13 protein-coding genes and 1 tRNA gene are annotated in these 20,250 nt (G+C 73.4%); 8 read left to right on the plus strand and 6 right to left on the minus strand.

Annotation, left to right across the window (positions count from 1 at the left end):
- Positions 1–36: 36 nt before the first annotated feature.
- Positions 37–3,687 (minus strand): AfsR/SARP family transcriptional regulator, encoded by a 3,651-nt coding sequence (locus tag DN051_RS18330; RefSeq protein ID WP_484420469.1) that lies wholly within the window; start codon positions 3,685–3,687, stop codon positions 37–39.
- Between the two features lie 480 nt (positions 3,688–4,167).
- Between DN051_RS18330 and DN051_RS18335 the strand changes: the two genes are divergently transcribed.
- The 8 genes from DN051_RS18335 to DN051_RS18370 all read left to right on the plus strand — a co-directional run bounded on the left by DN051_RS18335 (position 4,168) and on the right by DN051_RS18370 (position 12,858).
- Positions 4,168–5,127 carry a D-2-hydroxyacid dehydrogenase family protein gene (locus DN051_RS18335; RefSeq protein WP_112439093.1) on the plus strand — a complete coding sequence of 320 codons (960 nt, stop codon included), beginning with the start codon at positions 4,168–4,170 and terminating at the stop codon, positions 5,125–5,127.
- Positions 5,128–5,520: 393 nt separating this feature from the next.
- Entirely contained in the window at positions 5,521–6,432 is a 912-nt protein-coding gene (locus DN051_RS18340) for a hypothetical protein (RefSeq protein ID WP_162624950.1), read from the plus strand.
- On the plus strand, positions 6,429–7,886 hold the full coding sequence (locus tag DN051_RS18345) for a peptidoglycan-binding protein (RefSeq protein ID WP_112439095.1): 1,458 nt from the start codon (positions 6,429–6,431) through the stop codon (positions 7,884–7,886). The genes DN051_RS18340 and DN051_RS18345 overlap by 4 nt, the downstream gene beginning before the upstream one ends.
- Complete coding sequence (locus tag DN051_RS18350; RefSeq protein WP_053756499.1) at positions 7,883–8,620, plus strand: ABC transporter ATP-binding protein; 738 nt, start codon at positions 7,883–7,885, stop codon at positions 8,618–8,620. Before DN051_RS18345 ends, DN051_RS18350 begins: the two co-directional genes overlap by 4 nt.
- A 10-nt stretch (positions 8,621–8,630) precedes the next feature.
- Complete coding sequence (locus tag DN051_RS18355; RefSeq protein WP_246041061.1) at positions 8,631–10,145, plus strand: ABC transporter permease; 1,515 nt, start codon at positions 8,631–8,633, stop codon at positions 10,143–10,145.
- Between the two features lie 207 nt (positions 10,146–10,352).
- Positions 10,353–10,853 carry a SigE family RNA polymerase sigma factor gene (locus DN051_RS18360; RefSeq protein WP_112439096.1) on the plus strand — a complete coding sequence of 167 codons (501 nt, stop codon included), beginning with the start codon at positions 10,353–10,355 and terminating at the stop codon, positions 10,851–10,853.
- Between the two features lie 4 nt (positions 10,854–10,857).
- On the plus strand, positions 10,858–11,583 hold the full coding sequence (locus DN051_RS18365) for a hypothetical protein (protein ID WP_053756501.1): 726 nt from the start codon (positions 10,858–10,860) through the stop codon (positions 11,581–11,583).
- A 411-nt stretch (positions 11,584–11,994) separates the two neighbouring features.
- Positions 11,995–12,858, plus strand: coding sequence for a DUF3152 domain-containing protein (locus tag DN051_RS18370; protein WP_053756502.1), 864 nt, complete (start codon positions 11,995–11,997; stop codon positions 12,856–12,858).
- Positions 12,859–12,900: 42 nt separating this feature from the next.
- Here the strand turns inward: DN051_RS18370 and DN051_RS18375 are convergent, their stop codons facing one another.
- The 5 genes from DN051_RS18375 to tmk all read right to left on the minus strand — a co-directional run bounded on the left by DN051_RS18375 (position 12,901) and on the right by tmk (position 20,091).
- Positions 12,901–13,251 (minus strand): hypothetical protein, encoded by a 351-nt coding sequence (locus DN051_RS18375; RefSeq protein WP_053756503.1) that lies wholly within the window; start codon positions 13,249–13,251, stop codon positions 12,901–12,903.
- A gap of 247 nt (positions 13,252–13,498) precedes the next feature.
- A tRNA-Thr gene (locus tag DN051_RS18380) sits at positions 13,499–13,572 on the minus strand.
- A 108-nt stretch (positions 13,573–13,680) separates the two neighbouring features.
- Positions 13,681–15,285 carry an alpha/beta hydrolase gene (locus DN051_RS18385; protein WP_112439097.1) on the minus strand — a complete coding sequence of 535 codons (1,605 nt, stop codon included), beginning with the start codon at positions 15,283–15,285 and terminating at the stop codon, positions 13,681–13,683.
- Between the two features lie 166 nt (positions 15,286–15,451).
- The gene (locus tag DN051_RS18390) at positions 15,452–16,657 is read right to left on the minus strand and encodes a DNA polymerase III subunit delta' (RefSeq protein WP_053756505.1); all 1,206 of its coding nucleotides are present in this window, start codon (positions 16,655–16,657) and stop codon (positions 15,452–15,454) included.
- Positions 16,658–16,764: 107 nt separating this feature from the next.
- Positions 16,765–20,091 carry a dTMP kinase gene (gene tmk, locus DN051_RS18395; protein WP_112439098.1) on the minus strand — a complete coding sequence of 1,109 codons (3,327 nt, stop codon included), beginning with the start codon at positions 20,089–20,091 and terminating at the stop codon, positions 16,765–16,767.
- Between the last annotated feature and the right edge of the window lie 159 nt (positions 20,092–20,250).

The raw sequence follows: 20,250 nt of genomic DNA on the forward strand, positions 1-20,250 counted from the left end.
GCCGCCGGGGCCCGTCCCGCCGTGCGGGCGGCCGGGTCAGGTGCCGGGGCACGCCGGCCGGTCGGAGATCAGCTCCCGCAGCTCCGCGACCACCGCCCGCTCGTCCGTCCCGTCCAGGGCGGCGAGAGCGGAACGCCACTCCTCGTACGCGTCCTCGGGCCGCCCCTGATCACGCAGCAGCAGACCGTACTGGTGGCGCACGAGACCGCCGGTGTAGCGATCGGCGCGGGCGTCGGCGCGGCGCAGCAGCTCCACGCACTCCCGACCGGCGCGCTCGGTGCGGCCGAGGAGCCGCAGGGCCCGGACCAGTCCGAGCCGCGTCTGGGACTCGCCGTGCCAGTCGCCGTGGCCGCCGAGGATGCGCAGGCTCTCCTCGAAGTGCTCGGCGGCGGCGGCCGGTTCACCGAGCGTGAGGTGGGCGTACCCGATGTTGCAGTGCGCCGAGTGCTGCACGATCACGGCGCCGATCTCGACGCCGATCGCGAGCGAGCGCCGGTGCTGCTCGATGGCGGCACGGGGATCCGTGTGCTCGTACAGGTTGCTGAGATGGCTGTAGGTGACGGCCTCGCCGTGCGCGTCGCCCAGTTGCCGGGAGTACTCCAGGCTCTGCCGCAGCGCGTCCTCGGACTCGGCGTACCGGCCGAGCCCCTCCAGCAGCAGCCCGCGGTTGTTGAGGCAGCGCCGGATCCAGGAGACCTCGTCCAATCGCCGCCAGACCGCCAACGCCCGGTCGGTCAGCGCCAGCGCCTCGCTCTGGCGTCCGGTCAGGAAGTGCAGCCCGGCGAGGTCGCCCAGCGCGTACGCCTCGGCGGGCGCGTCCCTCAGCCGCCGCGCCAGCTCCAGCGCGGCCCGCCCGAGCAGCTCCATCTCGGCGAAACGACCGCTGCGACGGAGATACGGGAAGAACAGACGGAGCAGTGTGGACAGCCAGGCGGCCCGCAGCTCCCCCTGCGTCCACGCACCCCGCCCGGAACCGTCCGACTCCGCTTCTCCCGACTCCGGTTCCTCCGACTTCGGATCCCCCGAGACCGAGCCCAGGGAACCCACCGAGCCCAGGGAACCCACCGAGCCCACGGAACCCACCGGGTCGACCGAACCCACCGAACCCCCGTCCGCGGCAGCGCCCCCGTACCGCTCCACCAGCGCGACGACATTGGCGAGTTCCAGGTCCCCCCAGGCGAACGCCGCCTCCGGGCTGGGGAACGGTGGGACCGTCGTCACCTCGGTGGCGTGCCCGGTGGGCTGGGTCGCGGTCGGACGGCGGCGGTCGTCCTGGTCGAGGCCCGGTTCGACGATGGCGGTGAGGACGCGTTCGGCGACCGCGGCGTACCAGCGCAGTCCCGTCTCGGCCGCCGCGCCGCCCTCCTGGTCGGCCGCCGCCAGCTCACGGGCGAAGTCACGGACGAGGTCGTGGGGCGAGTAACGGCCGTACGCCGTCTCCTCCAGCAGCGCCACGTCGACCAGCCGGTCCAGCGCGGCCTCGGCGCGGCGCCCGTCGGTACCCGTGAGCCGGGCGAGCAGCGGCGCCCCGTAGACGGGCAGGTCCAGCGCGCCGATGCGGGCCAGCGCGAGGGCCGCGTCCCGGTCGGCCTCACGGTCGGAGGCGGCGAGCGCGTCGTGCGCGACGGCGAGGGACCTGCGCACGCTCAGGTCGTCGTACTCCAGATGGTGCAACCGGCCCTCCGTGGCGGCCAGTTGTCCGGCGAGGACATCCGGCGTGAGCGCCAGACGGGCGGCGAGCCGGGCCGCGACCACCCGCAGGGCGAGCGGCAGCCGGCCGGTGAGGTCGACGAGCGGGTGCGCGGCGTCGAGGCCGGTCCGTCCGGAGACCGTGCGCAGCAGCTCCGCGCTCTCCGCGTCGGTCAGGGGCATGAGCGGGAACCGGCGCGCACCGTCGAGAGCGGTCAGCGGCGAACGGCTGGTGACGATCACCGCGCAGCCGGCGCCGGCCGGCAGCAGAAGCCGTACCTGCGCGGCGCTCGCGGCGTCGTCCAGCACCATCAGCGTACGGGTCGGCGCGAGCAGCGAACGCAGCAACGCGGCGGCCGCGTCCGGGTGCTTCGGGATGAGGCAGGGCTCGACGCCGAGATCCCGGAGCAGCGCGCTGAGCGCCTGACCGGGGGTGAGGGGGGCCATGCCCGGGGTCGCGCCGTGCAGGTTGACGTAGAGCTGCCCATCGGAAAAACGTTCCGCCAGGCCATGCGCCACATGCAGTGCGAGCGCGCTCTTGCCGACCCCGGCCATACCGCTGACCACCGCCACGGCAGCCACGGCGGCCGGCTCGACGAGGCTTCGTCGCAGTTCGTCGCGCACGTCGGTGCGGCCGGTGAAGTGCGCGGGGGGCGGCGGAAGCTGGGACGGGCGGGGGGCCCGGGACCCGGTTTCGGGGGCGGAGCGGGCGTCGTCCGCGGAGGGGTCCTGGGCACAGGCGGGCCCACCGTCGCAGGGCGCGGCCCGGTCCGCGCCCTCACCATCGGCCTGCGCCGGCGCCTCACGTCCGGCCCGCGCGGACTCCTCACGACGGGTCTGCGCAGGCACCTCACCGGGCGCCCCCGACGAGGACGCGTGCGGGGACTCGGACGCAGACGGATGCTGGGGCGCGTACGAAGACGGATGCTGGGGCGCGTACGAAGACAGGTGCGGAGGCGCGTACGGGCCGCCGCCTCCCGCGGCCCCCCGCAACACCTCCACATGCGCCGCGCGCACGCCCTCCCCCGGTTCGACCCCCAGTTCCTCGATCAGGCGGGTGCGCAGATCGCGATGGACGGCCAGTGCCTCGGCGCGGCGGCCCGCGCGGTGCAGGGCGAGCATCAGCTGGCGGTGGTACCCCTCACGGAACGGGTACTCGGCGGCCAGCGCCGCCAACTCCGGTACGAGACCGGCCAGTCCCGTTCCGCCGAGAGCCAGCTCGGCGTCGTACCGCCACTCCAGCAGGAGCAGCCGCGCCTCGGCCAGCCGCCGCACGAACGCGTATCCGCCCACGTCGGACGGCAGCCCGCTCAACGGTGTACCCCGCCACAGCGCGAGCGCCCCCGCGCACTCGTGCACGGCGCGCTCCCAGTCCCCCACGGCGTGCGCGGCGCGCGCGGCGGCGACCCGTGCTTCGAAGACATGGATGTCCAGTTCGCCCGGCTCGACCGTCAGTACGTACCCCGGCGGCACCGCGCGCAGCCGTTCCGGATCGTCGAGCAGCCGGCGCAGCCGGGCCACGTGGTTGTGGAGCGAGGCATGCGCGGACGCGGGCGGCGAGCCGCCCCACAGCGCCTCCTTCAGCGACTCGACCGGAACGACCCGGCCCGCCTCCAGCAACAGGACGGCCAGCAGGACCCGCGCCATCGGACTGCCGACCGGACGCACCGACGGCACCGGGCACCCGGCACACGCACCCGCCGCACCGCGCGTACCTCCCGTACCCGACGACTCCGCGCACCCGGCACCGGCTCTCAGACCCAAATCCGCACTCGCACCCGAATCCGCACCCGTGCCCCCGCCGTCCTCGTCCCCGTCCCCGTCGCCATCCCCGTGAGACTCACCCGTCCCACAGACCGCGCAGCACTCCGACCCGCACGACCCCGGCCCGATGACGTCGCACGACCCCGGCTCGTAGAGCACGGGCGCTCCCAGCAAACCGAACCGCAAACCGAACCGCAGCCCGAACCGAGGCCCGCACCGCAGTCCGCCCCGCATCACACCGCCCACTGCCTTCCCACGCACCCGCGTCCGAGTGCGCTCCCACGCGCCCGCGTCCGGGCGCGCTCCACGACGGATACCACCACTCCTGGCGGGATTCCGCCTCGTCACGGCGGCTTTCCGTCACCTCGCACCATGACGGGCCGACGCCCGAATCCGCTACCGTTCCGGCCGTTTCCCGGCACCGGCCCCGTCACCGCCTGGCAGCTTCGCGCCATTTGGCCGACAACGACATGGAGATCCGTTGGCCACATGTTAGCGATCGGTTGGTGCGACCTGATGTGATCACTTCATCGGATCTGGCCCGACGGTGCGCGCGTGCAACGCGACGCTCGGGGGAGTGTCACCGCCGCGGCCGGATCCGGGGATGTCCGTGGGCTCCGGTCGGTGGAGGTGAACGACCGGGGCCCGCGAGCTCCCTCGCGGGATCACCCGCCACCCTTGGGTGAGACACCGATACCCGGGGAGAGAACCGACATGCCGTTCCGCTGCGCCGTGCTCGACGACTTCCAGAACGTCGCCACCTCCGTCGCCGACTGGTCACCGCTGGCCGACCGGGTCGAGGTCGTCACCTTCACCGAGCACCACGCCACCGAGGACGCACTCGCCGTGGCGCTGGCCGACTTCGACTTCGTGGTCACCCTTCGCGAACGCGTCGCCTTCCCGGCCTCGCTGCTGGACCGGCTCCCGCGTCTGAAGCTGCTGATCGCCTCGGGCATGCGCAACACGGTGATCGACTACGCCGCCGCACGCGCGAACGGCGTCACCGTGTGCGGTACGGAGAGTTCCTCCGTACCGCCGGTCGAACTCACCTGGGCCCTGCTGCTGGGCCTGGCCCGCGGGATCGTCCAGGAGAACAACGCCCTTCGCGCGGGCGGCCCCTGGCAGTCGACCGTCGGTGCCGATCTCCACGGCCGCACCCTGGGCCTGCTGGGCCTCGGCAAGATCGGCAGCCGTGTCGCCAGGGTCGGCCTCGCGTTCGGCATGGAGGTCACCGCCTGGAGCCCGAACCTGACCGAGGAGCGGGCGGACGAGGTCGGTGTGCGCCTGTCCCCCTCCTTGGCGGACCTGCTGACGACCAGCGACTTCGTCTCCGTGCACCTGGTCCTCGGTGAGCGCAGCCGCGGTCTGCTGGGTCCCGCCGAGCTGGCCCTGCTGAAGCCCACGGCGTATCTCATCAACACCTCGCGCGCAGCCATCGTCGACCAGGACGCGCTCCTGGCCGCGCTGCACGAAGGCCGGATCGCCGGCGCGGCGGTCGACGTCCACGACACCGAACCGCTGCCCGCCGCCCACCCGACGCGCACCGCCCCGCGACTGCTGGCCACCCCGCACCTCGGCTACGTCTCTCAGGCCAACTACGAGCGCTACTACGGCCAGGCCGTCGAGAACATCCAGGCCTACCTCGCCGGCACCCCGACCCGCCTCCTCGGCTGACCGCCCCACACACCAGAACCCGGGACGCGGGCCGAAGCGACTCGGAACCCGGCCGAAGCCAGCCCAGAACCCGGACCGAACCCCGAGGGAAGCACCTCGGACCCCCACCGAAGCAACCCAGCTCGCGGCCACCTCGGCATCGATCCGCGCGAGAACGACCGGCGGCCCCGCACCCGGGCCGCCGGTTCCTGCGAACTGCGCCCGCTGACCGCTGACCGCTGACCGCTGACCGCTGACCGCAACATAGACCCTTATTCGTGACGTGCGTCACATCCGACCCGGGGGCTCTGCCCTGATCGAGGGTCCACCGGGTTGAGGAAGTCGACGGGGTGTTTCACCCCGCACGACCCTGTCCGATCGACCCGATGGAACGATGTGACTCCCCTGTTCAAGATGCGTAGTGCCCTGCCGGTCGCCGCTGTCGCCGGTGTGCTGGCGCTCGCCGGGTGCTCCTCCCAGGCCGACAAGAACTCCGCCGGACCCGAGGCGGCCCCGTCCGCCGGAGCGTCGGCCACGACGGCCGGCAAGGACGGTCTGCTGACGGTTCCTCAGGACGCGAGCGAGGAGACCAAGAAGGAGTACGTGTACAAGAACGCCATCGCCGCCTGCATGCGCGCGAAGGGCTTCACCTACACCCCGCGCGTGGAGAGCGCCGAGACCACGCGGCTCCCGATCGACGGTCAGGACTACGCGGCGACGAAGGAGTACCGGGGCAAGTACGGGTTCGGCGTCGCCTACGCCCCGGCCGTCTACCCGAACGATCCAAACGTCACCGGCGAGCAGGACGACACGAATCCCGACCAGGCGTATCTGGACTCGCTCTCCCCGGCCCAGAAGCAGGCCTACGAGAAGGCGATGGGTGAGTGGCGGGTGGAGGACGGCAAGAAGCTGGAGTCCCCGGGCTGCCGCAAGAAGGCGGACCTGAAGGCTTACGGCCCGGAGAAGTCCCAGGCCGAACTCCGACGTGAAGCGGACGAAGCCAGGGCCGAGGACCGCGCGGCGCAGCAGGCCCTCGACGGGGACCCGCAGTTGGTCTCGCTGGCGCAGGACTTCGCGTCCTGCCTCCGCGACGAGGGGATCACCGTCACCACCACGCAGCCGACCTCCATCGGGGACATGGTGAAGTTCCAGGTGAACAACCCGGTGGCGTCGGGCGACTGGGACAGGGGGGACAAGGAGACCGCGAGGGCCAAGCTCGCCCAGGAGATCGGTATCGCCCTGAAGGACCTGGAGTGCGGCAAGAAGTTCCGGGCCGCGTACTTCCCGAAGCTGGCCAAGAACCCCTTCACGGGCGTGGCCGGATGAGCCCTCTCCGGAGCGGTCCGGCGGGCCGCAGCAAGCAGGTCGCCGTCATCGTCGGTGTGGTGGCCGCGGTCGGCGTGGGCGGCTGGTTCACCGGTCTGCAGATGCAGTCCCCCGCCGACGCCGCCGCCGCGCACCAGCCGCCGAAGGCCGGCCCGGTGACGGTCGCGGTGGCACGGCAGAAGCTGACCGCGACCGTGGTGGCCCAGGGGGCGGTGGAGTTCGGGGCACCGCAGAGCGTCTCGCTGTCGGGTCCCGTGGGCGCCCCCGGTGAGGAGGAGACCGCCCAGCGGGTCACCAAGCTGCCGACCGAGGGGGAAACTCTCCGGGAGGGCAGCGTCCTGATGCAGGTCAGCGGCCGTCCGGTGTTCGTGCTGCGCGGCTCGGTGCCGATGTACCGCTCCCTCGGTCCGGGCGGTTCGGGCGACGACGTCCGGCAGTTGCAGAGCGCGTTGCGCAGGATCGGCCACGACCCCGGCGCCGTGAGCGGGAACTACCGGGAGGGCACGGCGGCCGCGGTGGGCCGCTGGTACGAGAGCAAGGGCTACGAGCCGCGGAGCCCCGGCGCCGCCGACCAGCAGCAGCGCGCCGACCTGGAGGCGGCGGTGTCGCGGGCCCAACTGGAGCTGGTCCAGCTGCAGTCGGGCGGGGGCGGGAGCGCGAGCGCGGGCGACGACAAGGACGGCGGCACGGCGGCCGCGCCCGGGTCGGCCGAGACCGAGGCCCTCCAGCTGCGCTCCGCCCGGCAGCAGCTCGACCAGGCCAATGCGGCGCTGAACGCGTTCCGGGCCACGTACGGCACCAAGGTCCCGGCGGGTGAGGTGGTCTTCCTGCCCGACCTCCCGGTCCGGGTCGACAAGGTCAAGGTGAAGCTCGGCGACTCTCTCGACGGCGAGGTGGCCACCGTGACGAGTTCCGACGTCGTGGTGCAGGCCACCGTCCCCGGCGCGGACGGCGCCACCCTGCGCGAGGGCATGGAGGCCCGGATCGAGGCGCTGGACGGCCGCGAGGTCCGCGGTGTCGTGTCACGGGTCGGCGGCGCCGGGGCCGGCCCGGCCGATGACCCGGCCGGTGACGCCTCGGGCGACGGCGGGAAGGCCGGCACGGACGAGGAGCCCGCCGGGGACAGTGCGGCCGACGACGGATCGGCCCCGGCCGACCCGTCGGCACCGGTGGCGTTCGAGATCTCCGTACCCGACCCCGGGCCGCTGAGGAACCAGTCGGGCGGCACCGCCAAGGTGACCATCGAGGTGGGCGCCTCCAAGGGAACCGTCCTGGTGGTGCCCGTGGCGGCGCTCCGCACCTCCACCGACGGCAATGCCCGGGTGCATGTGCGGCGCGACGGCAGAACCGTCACCGTGCCCGTCACCGTCGGCCTCGCCGCGGCCGGTCTCGTCGAGGTGACCCCGGACAGCGGTTCGCTGGACGAGGGTGACCAGGTGGTGGTCGGCCAGTGAGGCGACGGCCCGCGGCGGCGGTCGCGACGGCGGAGCCGCCGGACCCGGACACCGTGATCGAACTGCGCGCGGTCGGCCGGTCCTTCGACTCCGACCCGCCCGTGCACGCGCTGCGCGACGTGGACCTGACGGTCCGCCGAGGGGAGCATCTGTCGATCGTCGGCCCTTCGGGGTCGGGGAAGTCCACGCTGCTCAACACGCTGGGCCTGCTCGACCGGCCGACGTCGGGCAGCTACTGGCTCGACGGCGTGCTGACCAACGCCCTCGGCGATCTGGAGCGCACGGCGCTGCGCGGCAGCCGGATCGGTTTCGTCTTCCAGTCCTTCCACCTGCTGCCGTACCGGACCGTGGACGAGAACGTCATGCTCGCGGAGACCTACCGCGCCCCCCGGCCCGGCCGCGGGCGCCGCACCCGGGCCGAGCGTGCCCGGGAGGCCCTGGCCCGGGTCGGCCTCGGGCACCGGTTCGGCTTCCTGCCGGGCCGGCTGTCCGGCGGTGAGCGGCAGCGGGTGGCCATCGCCCGTGCCCTGATGGGCGAACCGGCCCTGCTGCTGTGCGACGAGCCGACCGGCAACCTCGACAGCGAGAACACCGAATCGGTGCTGGGGCTTTTCGACGAACTTCAGTCGCAGGGCATGACGCTGCTGGTGATCACCCACGACGACTCCGTCAGCCGGCGCGCGAGCCGCCGGGTCCGGATTCATGACGGCCGGCTCAGTCAGGACAGCGCATGAGGAGTCGCTCATGAGGATTCGTACCCGTTCGGCCTCGGCCCCCGCCTCGAAGGCACAGCCGCCCGGACCCGGCGCCGAGCACTCCCCCCGTTCCGCGTCCACCCCGAAGGCGCAGCCGCCCCTGGGCACCCAGCACCCTCCCCGTGCCGCGCCCGCCCCGGGTGCACAGCCGCCCGGACCCGCCGCCGAGCACCCTCCCACCTGGCCCGGACACCCCGTCGACGGCACGGACCCGGACCGACCGCCGCAGGCACCGCCCACCGCGCGCCGCCGCGGCGGGCGCCGCCGGGCACGTCACCGTGACCAGCCGGGGCGCCCGCGGATCGACCCTCGCGACCTGTGGTCCGAAGCGCTGGCCGGAGTACTCGCCCGTCCGGTGCGCTCGGCCCTGACCACCCTGGGCACGGTGCTCGGTATCGGCACCCTGGTGATCACGATCGGCGTGGCGTCGACGGCGGCGAACCAGATCGTCGGACGGTTCGACGCCCTCACCGCCACCTCGGTGAGCGTCACGGTGCCGGCCCCGCGTCCCGGCTCGGACACTCCGCCGCTGGTGGACTGGTCGGGCGTCGACGCGGTCGAGCGCCTCGCCGGAGTCGTCTCCGCCGCGGCGCTCACCGACTCCGACGCGACCAGGAACGTACAGGTCAGGGCCAACGACGTGGTGGCGCCCGGCGAGCTGACCGCCCAGACCCTGGCGGTCGTCGCGGCCGGCCCGACCCTGCCCGAAGCGGTCCGCGGCAGGATGCTCACCGGCCGCTTCTACGACGCCGGCGACATCGAGCGCCATGACCGGGTGGTGGTCCTCGGCGACCAGGCGGCACAGCTCCTCGGCATCGACGACGTACGGGATTCGCCCGCCGTCTTCCTCCACGGCCAGTCGTTCACGGTGATCGGCGTGCTCGGTGAGCTGCGGCGCGAGCACCGCCTGTCCACGTCGGTGATCCTGCCGCCGACCACGGCGGCCGACCGGATGGGCCTGACGAACGTGACGCAGGTGCTGGTCAACACCTCCCTCGGCGCGGCCCGGCAGGTCGCGCGCCAGGCGCCGATCGCCCTGTCCCCGGGGCACGAGGACGCGCTGACCGTGGTCGCCCCGCCGGACCTGTCCAAGGCCAGGAAGGGCGTGCAGGGCGACGTCAACGGGCTGTTCCTGGTGCTCGGGCTCGTCTCCCTCGTCGTCGGCGCGATCGGCATCGCCAACGTCACCCTCGTCACGGTCATGGAGCGGACCGGTGAGATCGGGCTGCGGCGCGCCCTGGGCGCGTCCCGACGCCAGGTGGCGAGCCAGTTCCTCGCGGAGTCGACCATGATCGGCCTCCTCGGCGGAGTCATCGGAGCGGCCCTCGGCATCGTCGTCGTGGTCTGCGTGTCCGGCGTCAAGGAATGGACCCCCGTACTGGACCTGCGCCTCGCCCTCGGCGCCCCGGTGGTCGGCGCGCTCGTCGGACTCCTCGCGGGCCTGTACCCCTCCCTGCGCGCCGCCCGGATGGAACCCGTCGACGCGCTGCGGGCGCCCTCGTGACCCGGCACGTTCGAGGCCCGGTCCAGAGCCCTCCGCGGGGTTGGCCGGCGCGGCCTCCCGCACCACCGCGGAGGCCGGCCGCCGAAACCGGCGACGGGCTTCCCGCATCTGTGATGTGCGACACGTCGGGCAACGACTCCGGCGGGCGAACCGGTTCTGGATGCGTGAGAGCACCCGGCGCACATCGACGGACGGTACGAGGACGGCATGCGGAGCGGTTGGACGGAGTTCGAGGAGTTCGTGGACCAGTGCGGACCGCGACTGCTCCGTTCTGCCTGGCTGCTCACCGGCGACCGTCACCTCGCCGAGGACCTGCTCCAGACGGCCCTGGCCCGGAGCTGGCCCAAGTGGCGGCGCATCCGCGACGAGCAACCCGAGGCATATGTGCGCCGGGTGATGATGAACGTGCACGCCTCCTGGTGGCGGCGGCGCTGGCGCGGAGAGGTACCGCACGCGGCGCTTCCCGAGGTCGTCATGCCGGAGGACCGGTACGGGGACGTGGATCTGGAGCGTACGGTCGGGCAGGCACTGCGGCGCCTGCCGGCCCGGCAGCGGGCCGTGGTCGTGCTGCGGTACCTGGAGGACCGCAGCGTGGAGGAGACCGCCGCGCTGCTGAACTGCTCCGCCGGAACGGTCAAGAGCCAGGCCGCGAAAGCCCTGCGCACGCTGCGCGGCACACTGCCGAATCCCATCGGTCTGGGGAGGTGACCGGGTGAGCACGGATCAGGACGGGCACGGGCCGGAGGTCGAGCTGCTGCGAGCGGTGCTGCTGGACCGGCCGGTGAATCTCCCGGCACCGCCCGACCGGATGGCGGGGGTACGCGCCCGGTACCGCCGCACCCGGCGACGGCGGGTCGCGGCGACCGCCGTACCGCTGGCGCTGCTGGCGGCCGTCTTCGTGCCGCTCCAGCTGGGCCCGGGCTGGACGTCCGACCCGGCCGACCCACCGGCATCGGCAGCGTCGCAGGGGGGCACGAGCCTGGAGAACCTCTACGACCTTCAGGTGCCCGTTCCGCCCGACTGGAGCGAGCTGACCGTCCCGTCACAGCGCGACGGGGCGTCGTCGGTGCGGTTCATCTCCCCCGACCCGCTCACGCCGCCCGAGAAGTCCTGTCCCGGCTTCCGGGCCGACGACTGGACCGACCCGGCCTGTCTGCCCCTGTCCGGGGTCGACTCCGGAGCCCTCGTGGCCTTCCAGGTCGAAACCGACCCCGCGGCGGCAGCCGAGACCGGGCCCGTCCTCGAGGCGCGAGCGGTCGATGTCTCCGCCGGCTGCCGCTCCGTGTCCGGGACCAAGATGTACGAGGTGCAGCGGTCGGTGGGCCCCCGGCACCCGGACGCGGTGCTCACGGGGACGGCATGCATGGGCACGCTCGACGCCGAGGCACGAACGAACCTCATGGCCATACTGGACAAGGCGGTCTACCTCCAGCGCTGACCCGGACCGCGCACGAAGCGGCAGAGTGGCTCGCCGGCCGGCGACTGCCGGCCGGCGCCCGCCACGCGGACGCTCCCCTGCGTGTGCCGGCCGTCGTGGATCGGCGTCGGCCCGCACCCAGGGCCCGGCCGCCACGGGGACACCCACCCAGCCGCCGCGTCACACCGGGTCACACGGGTCACGCCATCCGACCGTGATCCCCCTGACGAATTCCACACATCGCTCGACCAGTGTTCGTACTTCATCCCCACCGAAAGGCAGTGAGGCTCCCCATGGTCGGACCGCACGGATCTCCGGCAGTCGCCGTCCCCATGGTGCGCGCCTCAGGACCGACCGGCGAGACCGCGGCGGCGCCGCCGTCCGACCGTGGCCGGGGCGTGGGCGAAGCCGTCGGGGCCGAGGAGAAATGCTGTGAGTAAGCCCACCGCACCTTGTGGGGGGCGCGGAAAGAGGCGCCGCAACGCCGGTCGCCGCTCCGTCGTCAGCCGGACCGCCCTCGCCGTGGTCCTGCTGAGCGCGATCGCCGGCGGAGCGGCCCTGGCCGGCCGGCACGCCACCGAGCCCGGCGCCAAGGCGGCGGCCGACAGCGCCGGGGCGCCGCCGTTGTCGGGCGTGACCGAGTCCCCGCCCGCCGACGCCAAGCGCGGCAGCCGCGTGTCCCGCGAGCCGTCGCCCCCGGCCAGAAGCCCACGGCCGAAGCCGACGCCCGAGGTCCCCGTCACCGGCCCCGGCACCTTCACCACGGCGCAGTCATCGGGCAGTCCGGTCGGTTCGGGCCCGCTGCGCCGCTACCGCGTACAGGTCGAGGACGGCATAGACATATCCGCCGAGGACGCCGCCGCGGAGATCCAGACGATCCTCGCCCACGAGCGAAGCTGGGCCGCCCACGGCCGTGGTTCGTTCCAGCTGGTGTCGTCCGAAGCCGACTTCGTCATCAAGATAGCCACGCCGGCCACCGCCGACCGCCTCTGTCTCGCCCAAGGCCTCGACACCCGCGGGGAGTTGAACTGCGAGACATCCGAAGGCGTGGTGGTGAACCTGCGCCGTTGGGTCCTGGGCTCGCCGCGGTTCGACGGGACACCGGCGGAGTACCGGCACCTGATCATCAACCACGAGGTCGGCCACGAGATAGGCATCCGCACACACCTGGGCTGCCCGGGCCCGGGCCGGCCGGCACCGGTGATGATGCAACAGATCAAGGGCCTGAACGGCTGCCTGTCCAACGCCTGGCCGTACGCCGAAAACGGCGACTACCTCACGGGCCCGACCGTGTAGACGGACGGACGGACGGCACGGCAGGACCGCCCCATGTTCATGTCAGGTCTGCCACAGCTGCCAGAGCCACCAGCCCCGCACGGCGCCATGGCGGGCGTAAGCCCCCACCTTGAACCCCAGGATCTGGCCGTAGGCCGCTGTTTCCCACGGGTCGAACGTCACACTCGGCCCAATACCCACCTTGGCCACCGAGATGATCCCTATCTCCGCGTGCTCAGCCTCGTGGCGGGTGAGCCCGACGTGGACACACACTTGCCAACCTTCGGGCGGCGGGGGGATCTGGAGGCCCTTGATCTGAACGTCCACAGTGGTCGTGGGATACGCCGTGTACGAGCCGTCATCAGGGTGGAACGCGTTGATGGGCCTTGACTCTTCCATGATGAGCGTGGACATACAGGCCTCCGTTCGAATCGTCCGATCCCAGACGTACGGATAAGCGTCGGGCGACTGGGCCGTTCGTGCCACTCCGTATCCGCCGAACGGGTGAATGCGTCGCGCGCCCGGGGCCGTTCGCCGGCCGCCGCGTTCTTGTCGCCGATACGCCGACCGCCGACACCGCACGGCCCGCGCGCAGCGTTTCCTCCGCATCCGCTGAACGCAAAAACCCAGCTCAGACAATGTCTGGGCTGGGTTTCAAAAGAGCCGCCTTCGGGATTCGAACCCGAGACCTACGCATTACGAGTGCGTTGCTCTGGCCATCTGAGCTAAGGCGGCGCGCTGTCCGCACTATGGTGCGATCAGCAACGTCGGTAAGTCTACACAGTTTCCGGGGGTGCTCCGCACCAGCCCCGAAGGCGCCGACTCCGGGGCTGGTGCCGTGCGCTATGAGCAGCGTGTTCCGTCCGCCGGGGCGGTACCGCGCAGCAGGTAGGCGTTGATCGTCCGGTCGATGCAGGTGCTGCCGCGGCCGTACGCCGTGTGTCCGTCGCCGTCGCGGGTGAGGAGGCGGCCGGAGGAGAGCTGGCCGGCCAGGGCCTTGGCCCAGTGGTAGGGAGTCGCCGGGTCGCGGGTGGTGCCGACCACGACGATCGGGGCGGCACCCTTCGCCTCGATGCGGTGCGGCTCACCGGCCGGGGCGACCGGCCAGTACGCGCAGTTCAGGGCGGCCCAGGCGAGGGTCTTGCCGAAGACCGGGGACGCCTTCTCGAACGCGGGCAGCGCCCTGCGCACCTCGTCCGGCGTCTCGAAGGCGGGCGGCAGGTCGAGGCAGTTCACCGCGGCGTTGGCGTACATCAGGTTCGAGTACTCGCCGGCCGCGTCCCGCTCGTAGTAGCTGTCGGACAGGAGCAGCAGGCCCGCTCCGTCGTTCTGCTGCATCGCCGAGGCCAGCGCGTCGCGCAACTGCTGCCAGGCCGCCTCGTCGTACATCGCCGCGATCACACCGGTCGTGGCGATGGACTCGGTGAGGTTGCGGCCGTCGGCGTCGCCGGTGGGCAGGGGCCGGGCGTCGAGGTTGTCGAGGAACGCCCGAAGGTTCTGGCCGACCTGCTCCGGCGTGGTCTTGGGCCCACCCAGCGGGCAGTCCGTCTGCTGGGCGCAGTCCTTCGCGAACGCCGTGATCGCCGTCTCGAAGCCCGCCGTCTGGTCGAGGTTCAGCCGGCGCGAGGACAGCGAGGGGTCGAGCGCGCCGTCCAGGACGAGCCGCCCCACCCGCTGCGGGAACAGCCCGGCGTACGTCGCGCCGAGGAACGTCCCGTACGACGCCCCCACATACGTCAGCTTCTTGTCGCCGAGCACTGCCCGCAGGACGTCCATGTCCCGGGCGGCCTCGACGGTCGACAGGTGCCGCAGCAGCTTGGGCGACTGCCGTCCGCATCCCTCGGCGAACTTCCTGTACTCGCCCGCCAGCCCGTCGACCTCCCGCTGGTCGTCGGGTGTGACATCGGTCAGCGTGTACTGGTCCATGGCCTTGCCGTCGAGGCACTTGACGGGCTCGCTCCGGGCGACGCCCCGGGGGTCGAACGCCACCATGTCGTAGCGCGCGCGGACTTCCGCTGGGTAGCCGATCCCGGCGTACGCCTGGAGGTAGCCGATCGCCGAGCCGCCCGGCCCGCCCGGGTTGACCAGCAGCGACCCGAGACGCTTGCCCGGCCCGGTGGCCTTCTTGCGGGCCACCGCCAGCTGCACGTCGCCCCCGCCGGGCTTGGTGTAGTCGAGCGGCGCGCGCAGGGTGGCGCACTCGAAGTCGGGGACACCGCAGGCCCGCCATTTCAGCCGCTGCCCGTAGTACGGAGCCAGGGCGGACGGGATCGCCCCGGGCAGCGCGGCCAGCTTCGGGGTCTCCGCCGCGGAACTGGTGGAGGTCGCCGGTCCGCCGGAGGAGCAGCCGGGTACGACCAGCGCCGTGACGGCGAGGAGGGTCGCTGCGATACGGGACCTGGCACTGAACATGCTTCGGGACCTGCGGTGGGTGCGCCTTGTGGTCATTCAGCGAGCGTAACGCTGTGCGACGTGATGGATGCCGAGCGTGCGCATCGTGCCACGGACGAGTGCGGGCTGTCCCACGGACGAGGTACCCGGTCAATACGGCGCCGCGCGTGGCCGCCTCCCGCCGCACGCAGGATCGCGCCGGATCGGCCGGGTGGGCGTCCGGTCAGCCCGATCTCAGGGCCATCGTCATCGCCTCCACGGCCAGCAGGGGTGCCACATTGCGGTCGAGGGCGTCGCGGCAGGCGGCGATGGCCTCGATCCGGCGCAGGGTGGACTCGGGGGAGCTGTCGCGGGCGAGGCGCTCCAGGGCCTCCCCGGCGTCCGTGTTGGCGAGCGCGATCCGGGAGCCGAGCTGGAGGGCGAGGACGTCGCGGTAGAAGCCGGTGAGGTCGGTGAGCGCGAGGTCGAGGCTGTCGCGCTGGGTCCGTGTGCGGCGGCGCTTCTGCTTGTCCTCCAGGTCCTTCATCACGCCCGCCGTACCCCGCGGCATCCGGCCGCCCTGGACCGCGCCCAGCGCCGTCTTCAGCTCCTCGGTCTCCTTGCCGTCGATCTCCTCGGCGAGCTGCTTGGCGTCCTCCGTCGCCGCGTCGACCAGCTCCTGGGCCGCCCGGAGGCAGCCGCCGACGTCCGCCACGCGCAGCGGCACCTTCAGCACGGTGGCCCGGCGCTCGCGGGCGGCGGGGTCGGTGGCGAGACGGCGGGCCCGCTCGATGTGCCCCTGCGTGGCGCGGGCCGCGGCGGCGGCGACGTCCGGCTCGACGCCCTCGCGCCGCACCAGCATGTCGGCGACGGCGGCCACGGTGGGCGTGCTCAGGTTCAGGTGCCGGCAGCGGGAGCGGATGGTGGGCAGGACGTCTTCCAGGGAGGGGGCGCACAGCAGCCACACCGTGCGGGGTGCCGGCTCCTCCACCGCCTTGAGGACGGCGTTGGCGGACTTCTCGTTCAGCCGCTCGGCGTCCTCGACGAGGATCACCTGCCAGCGGCCGTTCGCCGGGGAGGTGAACGACTTGCGGACCGTGTCCCGCATGTCGTCGACGAGGATCTGCGCACCGACGGCCGCCACGGTGCTGACGTCGGCGTGGGTGCCGACCAGCGCCGTGTGACAGCCGTCGCAGAAGCCGCAGCCGGGAGCGCCGCCCAGCGCGCGGTCGGGGCTGACGCACTGGAGCGCGGCGGCGAACGCCCGCGCCACCTGAGTCCGGCCCGCTCCGGGCGGTCCGGTGAACAGCCAGGCGTGGGTCATCCGGGACGCCTCGGGCGGCGGCTCGTGGGCCGTCGCCGCGGTGACCAGGGCATCGGCGTCCCGGGCAGCGGCGGCGAGCTGCTCGCTCACCCTCTCCTGCCCGACGAGGTCGTCCCACACGCTCATGGGTCACGCCGCCCTTCCGTCACACGTCGCGGTACGCCATCCATTGTGGAGGCGACCACTGACAACGGAGCCCGGGGGCGTCCGGCGCGGCCGGGCGCCCCCGCGGTTCAGCGGCCCGGGCCCCGCCCGCGGCGCTCCTGGCCCTCGTCATACCCGTCGTCGAGACGGCCGTCCTGCGGACCGAGCAGTTCGTCGGCCAGCGTGGGCAGGTCGTCCAGCGGTGTCTCCTCGGCCCAGTCCGGCCGCGGGCGCCGCTGCGGCCTGCCGCCTTCGTCGACCTGCGGCAGCTCCCGCGTACGGTCCACACCCGCATCCGGCCCGGCCTGCCGCTCGTCCCGGAAGAATCCCGGCGGAACCCGGTCCGCGGGGTCCTCACCCGGCACCGGCGGCAGCACGGCCGTCTCGTCAGCGGCCTCGGGCCTGACCGGCGGCAGTACGGCGGTCTCGTCCGCGTCGCCGGACCTGACCGGAGGCAGCACGGCCGTCTCGTCCACCGAACGCACCGGCGGCAGCACCGCCGTCTCGTCAGCGGCACCGGGCGGGACGGGCGGCAGTACCGCCGTCTCGTCCGCGGCCGGCCGGAACTCGGGCTGCTGCGGCAGTTCGGTCGTCACCTCGGAGTCGGCACCCCGGGCGAAGCGGGCGGAACCACCGGAGCTCTCGCCGTCGGTCCGCGGCGCCTCGCGCACGGGCCGCAGTACGGCGGTGTCCTCCACCGGTGCGCCGGCGGCGCCGGTCGGCTTCACCAGGGGCGTGGGCACGGTCGACGCCTCCGGCGGGACCGCCGGAGCAGCCGGGGCTTCCGGCTGCCGGGGGCCCGCAGCGGCGGCGGCAGCGGCCTGCTCGGCCGCCCGCCGGGCCTCCTCGGCCCGCACCAGGGCCTCCTCCGCCTTGCGCTGCTTCTCCATCCGCAGCGCCTCGGCCTCGGCCCGCAGCCGGGCCTCCTCCTCGGCCTGCCTGCGGCGCTGCTCCTCCTCGGCCCTGCGGCGGGCGTCCTCCTCGGCCCGCGCCTTCTCCTCGGCGAGGAGCCTCAGCCGCTCCTCCTCCGCGCGGCGGCGCGCCTCCTCGGCCCGCTGCCGGGCCTCCTCCGCCTGGCGTTCGGCCTCGCGGCGCTGTGCCTCCTCCAGCTCGCGCTGCTTGCGCTCCTCCTCCTCGGCGCGCAGCCGCTCCAGCTGCTCCTGGCGCTCACGCTCCAGGCGCTCCTCCTCGGCCTTGCGGGCGGCCGCTTCCTCGGCCTTGCGGCGGGCCTCCTCCTCGGCCTTCTTGCGGGCCTCTTCCTGGGCGCGCTCCTCGGCCTCGGACAGCGGCAGCATCTGGTCGAGCCGGTGCCGGATCACCGTCGTGACGGCCTCGGGTTCCTGCCCCGCGTCCACCACCAGGTACCGGCCGGGGTCGGCCGCGGCCAGCGTGAGGAAACCGGACCGTACACGCGCGTGGAACTCGGCCGGCTCCGACTCCAGCCGGTCCGGCGCCTCCGTGAACCGCTCGCGCGCGGCGTCCGGCGAGACGTCCAGCAGCACCGTCAGATGCGGCACGAGCCCGTTGGTCGCCCACCGGGAGATCCGGGCGATCTCGGTCGGGGAGAGGTCACGGCCCGCGCCCTGGTATGCCACCGACGAGTCGATGTAGCGGTCGGAGATGACCACCGCGCCGCGCTCCAGCGCCGGACGCACCACGGTGTCGACGTGTTCGGCGCGGTCCGCCGCGTACAGCAGGGCTTCCGCGCGGTGCGAGAGGCCGGCGCTGGAGACATCCAGCAGGATCGACCGCAGCCGCTTGCCGACCGGGGTCGCGCCCGGTTCGCGGGTCAGCACCACCTCGTGGCCCTTGGCCCTGATCCACTCGGCGACCGCCTCGGCCTGGGTGGACTTCCCGGCGCCGTCGCCGCCCTCCAGGGCGATGAAGAATCCGGACGTCGTCGGCGTCTGCACCGGGTCGTCGCCGCCGAGCAGCGCTTCGCGCACATCGTGCCGCAGCGGCACACCGGAGCGGTCGTCGAGCTTGGCCAGCACCAGCGCGGCCACCGGCAGCAGCAGGGCGCCGACCAACATCAGCGTGAACGCCGCGCCGCCGTGCGCGAACACGAACTTGCCGCTCTCCAGGCGGTGCGGCCCGATCAGCGCGGCCACCAGCGGCGCGATCACGGCGCCGAGCGCCACGCCGACCCGGACCACCGCGTGCAGGTGCTCGGTCGTGCGGGCCCGCCGGAAGTCCTCGGCCTCCTGGTCGAGCAGCGCGTGCCCGGTGTTGGCGGCCGCGCCCGCGCCGACGCCGGCCAGCGCGGCGATCAGCAGCATGGTGGTGACGTCCGGCACGAGCCCGGTGGCCAGCAGCGCGATACCGGTGAAGGCGATCGACAGCGCGAGCATCCGGCGCCGGGACAGCGACAGCAGCACCTTCGGCGCCGTACGGATGCCGACGACGACGCCGCCGGTCAGCGCGAGCACCAGCAGCCCGTACGTCACGGGGCCGCCGCCCAGGTCCTTGGCGTGCAGCACGGAGACGGCCACGGCGGACGCGATGGCACCGGCGACGGCGGCGCAGGCGAGCACCAGCAGCGGGATCGCACCGGTGCGGCCCTTGTCGGCGCCGGTGCCCGTCCTGGGGCGGCGCAGTCCTTCGAGCGGCGAGCGCGGACGCGGGGTGCGCGTGCCGGGCAGTTCCAGGAAGGTCACCACGGACAGGGACGCGGCGAAGAGTCCGGCCGCGACGTACGAGCCGAGGGCCGCCTGGTGCTGGGCGAACCATTCGATCCCGGCACCCAGCAGATTGTTGAACAGTCCGGCGACGACGAGCACGGCGCCCGCGAGCGGGACCGCCACGAAGGTGGTGCGCAGGGACAGCCGGCGCAGGGCGTCCATGTGATCGGGCAGCGGTCGCACGGTCGCGCCCTCGGGAGGCGGCGTCGGCAGCAGCGCCGGGGCGGCCCCCTCGCGGCAGATCGTCCAGAAGCGCTCGGCGATCCCGGTGACGAAGACGGTGACCAGGAGCACGGCCGGCGCGTCCTGCGGCATCCAGTCGATCCACAGCGGGGCGACGATCAGCAGCGCGGCGCGCACACCGTCGGCGCCGACCATGGTCCAGCGGCGGTCGAGCGGGCCGTCCTGGGAGGTGAGCGAGGTGAGCGGGCCCAGAAGCACGGCCCCGAACAGCAGTGTCGCGAGGATGCGCACCGCGAACACCGTCGCCACCGCAAACGCCACGCCGCGGTAGCCGCCGCCGAAGGAGCCCTCCACGACGGCCGCCTGGAGGACGAGGAGGATCAGGACCAGGAGTGCGAGGACGTCACCGACCCCGCTGACCAGCTGTGCGCCCCACAACCGCTTCAGCTGCGGCCGGCGCAGCAGCGCGCGGACGGCGCGCTCGCGGGAGTCCGCGACCAGCGCTGCGTCGGGGGCGGGGTGATGGGCCGTTGGCTGCTCGGCTCGCGTCATGCGTTCAGCCTATCGGGCCGGACCGACACTCCAGTGCCCATGCCCGAACGTCCGCACGCCCCGTCATCGTCCTGACACCGGCGCGCGGGTTCTGCGAACCCGCTGTGAAGGAACGCCCGTTACCCCGCCCGGAGGGGAGGCACAGGGCCCCCGCAGAAA

The sequence above is a fragment of the Streptomyces cadmiisoli genome (genome assembly GCF_003261055.1).
Taxonomy (GTDB): Bacteria; Actinomycetota; Actinomycetes; order Streptomycetales; family Streptomycetaceae; genus Streptomyces; species Streptomyces cadmiisoli.

Bases quoted from the DNA above. Each gene is read 5' to 3' on its own strand.
- DN051_RS18330 (WP_484420469.1), bottom strand. From the start codon at position 3,687: ATGCGGGGCGGACTGCGGTGCGGGCCTCGGTTCGGGCTGCGGTTCGGT.
- DN051_RS18335 (WP_112439093.1), top strand. From the start codon at position 4,168: ATGCCGTTCCGCTGCGCCGTGCTCGACGACTTCCAGAACGTCGCCACC.
- DN051_RS18340 (WP_162624950.1), top strand. From the start codon at position 5,521: ATGCGTAGTGCCCTGCCGGTCGCCGCTGTCGCCGGTGTGCTGGCGCTC.
- DN051_RS18345 (WP_112439095.1), top strand. From the start codon at position 6,429: ATGAGCCCTCTCCGGAGCGGTCCGGCGGGCCGCAGCAAGCAGGTCGCC.
- DN051_RS18355 (WP_246041061.1), top strand. From the start codon at position 8,631: ATGAGGATTCGTACCCGTTCGGCCTCGGCCCCCGCCTCGAAGGCACAG.
- DN051_RS18360 (WP_112439096.1), top strand. From the start codon at position 10,353: ATGCGGAGCGGTTGGACGGAGTTCGAGGAGTTCGTGGACCAGTGCGGA.
- DN051_RS18375 (WP_053756503.1), bottom strand. From the start codon at position 13,251: ATGTCCACGCTCATCATGGAAGAGTCAAGGCCCATCAACGCGTTCCAC.
- DN051_RS18385 (WP_112439097.1), bottom strand. From the start codon at position 15,285: ATGACCACAAGGCGCACCCACCGCAGGTCCCGAAGCATGTTCAGTGCC.
- DN051_RS18390 (WP_053756505.1), bottom strand. From the start codon at position 16,657: ATGAGCGTGTGGGACGACCTCGTCGGGCAGGAGAGGGTGAGCGAGCAG.
- tmk (WP_112439098.1), bottom strand. From the start codon at position 20,091: ATGACGCGAGCCGAGCAGCCAACGGCCCATCACCCCGCCCCCGACGCA.